The organism is Streptomyces sp. NRRL F-5122, assembly GCF_001507435.1.
Lineage (GTDB): Bacteria > Actinomycetota > Actinomycetes > Streptomycetales > Streptomycetaceae > Streptomyces > Streptomyces lannensis.
Map to the genome: position 1 here is coordinate 1 of NZ_LMWH01000054.1, position 2,329 is coordinate 2,329.

General features: G+C 68.4%; 1 protein-coding gene. It reads right to left on the bottom strand.

The window, feature by feature from the left end; translation table 11 throughout:
- On the bottom strand, window positions 1-2,174 hold a 2,174-nt coding region (locus tag ADL25_RS08995), incomplete at its 3' end, for a polyribonucleotide nucleotidyltransferase (RefSeq protein ID WP_059127139.1).
- Window positions 2,175-2,329: the final 155 nt, after the last annotated feature.

A 2,329-nucleotide genomic window follows, 5' to 3' on the forward strand; every position in this document is an offset into this window, starting at 1 on the left:
TCGATCACCGGGATGAGGGAGAGCTTGCCGCGGGAGTCGATCTCGGCGATCTCGACCTGGACCTTGTGGCCCACGCCGAGGACGTCCTCGACGTTCTCCACACGCTTGCCACCCGCGAGCTTGCGGATCTGCGAGATGTGGAGCAGGCCGTCCTTGCCCGGGAGCAGCGAGACGAACGCACCGAAGGTGGTCGTCTTCACGACCGTGCCCAGGTAGCGCTCGCCGACCTCCGGCATGGTCGGGTTGGCGATGCCGTTGATCGTGGCGCGGGCGGCCTCGGCGGAGGGGCCGTCGGCGGCACCGATGTAGATCGTGCCGTCGTCCTCGATCGTGATCTCGGCGCCGGTGTCCTCCTGGATCTGGTTGATCATCTTGCCCTTGGGGCCGATGACCTCACCGATCTTGTCGACCGGGATCTTGACGGTGATGATCCGCGGGGCGTTCGGGGACATCTCGTCGGGCCGGTCGATGGCCTCCATCATCACGTCGAGGATGTGGAGACGGGCGTCGCGGGCCTGCTTGAGGGCCGCGGCCAGGACGGAGGCCGGGATGCCGTCCAGCTTGGTGTCGAGCTGGAGAGCGGTCACGAACTCCTTGGTGCCGGCGACCTTGAAGTCCATGTCGCCGAAGGCGTCCTCAGCACCGAGGATGTCGGTCAGCGTCACGTAGTGCGTCTCGCCGTCGATCTCCTGCGAGATCAGACCCATGGCGATACCGGCGACCGGGGCCTTCAGCGGCACACCGGCGTTCAGCAGCGACATGGTGGAGGCGCAGACCGAGCCCATGGACGTCGAGCCGTTGGAACCGAGGGCCTCGGACACCTGGCGGATCGCGTAGGGGAAATCCTCGCGCGCGGGCAGCACCGGGACCAGGGCGCGCTCGGCGAGGGCGCCGTGGCCGATCTCGCGGCGCTTCGGGGAGCCCACGCGACCGGTCTCACCGGTGGAGTACGGCGGGAAGTTGTAGTTGTGCATGTAGCGCTTGCGGGTCACCGGCGAGAGGGTGTCCAGCTGCTGCTCCATGCGCAGCATGTTGAGGGTGGTGACGCCCAGGATCTGGGTCTCGCCACGCTCGAACAGGGCCGAACCGTGTACCCGCGGGATGGCCTCGACCTCGGCGGCGAGGGTGCGGATGTCCGTCACGCCACGGCCGTCGATGCGCTTCTTCTCCTTGATGACGCGCTCGCGGACCAGGGACTTGGTCAGCGAACGGTACGCGGCGGAGATCTCCTTCTCGCGGCCCTCGAACTCCGGCAGGAGCTTCTCGGCGGCGAGCTGCTTGACGCGGTCCAGCTCCAACTCGCGCTCCTGCTTGCCGGCGATGGTGAGCGCCTGGGCCAGCTCGGGGCGGACGGCGGCTGTCAGCGCCTCGAGGACGTCGTTCTCGTAGTCGAGGAAGATCGGGAACTCGGCGGTCGGCTTGGCGGCCTTGGCGGCGAGGTCCGACTGTGCCTTGCACAGCACCTTGATGAAGGGCTTCGCGGCCTCCAGACCGGCGGCGACGACCTCCTCGGTCGGCGCCTCGGCGCCGCCCTTGACCAGCTGGATGGTCTTGTCGGTGGCCTCGGCCTCGACCATCATGATCGCGACGTCGCCGTCCTCCAGGGCGCGGCCGGCCACCACCATGTCGAAGACGGCGTCCTCGAGCTCGGTGTGCGTCGGGAAGGCGACCCACTGGCCGTTGATCAGCGCGACGCGGACGCCGCCGATCGGACCGGAGAAGGGCAGACCGGCCAGCTGCGTGGAGGCGGACGCGGCGTTGATCGCCACGACGTCGTACAGGTGGTCGGGGTTGAGCGCCATGATCGTGGCGACGACCTGGATCTCGTTGCGCAGGCCCTTCTTGAAGGAGGGGCGCAGCGGGCGGTCGATCAGCCGATCGGTCAGGATGGCGTCCTCGGACGGACGGCCCTCACGGCGGAAGAAGGAACCGGGGATCTTCCCGGCCGCGTACATCCGCTCCTCGACGTCCACCGTCAGGGGGAAGAAGTCGAGCTGGTCCTTGGGGTTCTTGGACGCGGTGGTGGCCGACAGCACCATGGTGTCGTCGTCCAGGTACGCGACGGCGGAGCCGGCGGCCTGCTTGGCCAGGCGGCCCGTCTCGAAGCGGATCGTACGGGTGCCGAAGGAGCCGTTGTCGATGACGGCCTCGGCGTAGTGGGTCTCGTTCTCCACTAGCGTTTTCTCCTCGTCTTCGTCCCTGGCTGCCCGTGTGGCAGGGGGACGGTGGCGGAGAAGCGCTCCTTCCGGTGCGGGCCGGTCTTCGATCGAAGCACCCGGGGTTCTCTTCCCCCGGGGGCCACTACCGAGGACCGGCGGCGGCGAGGTGC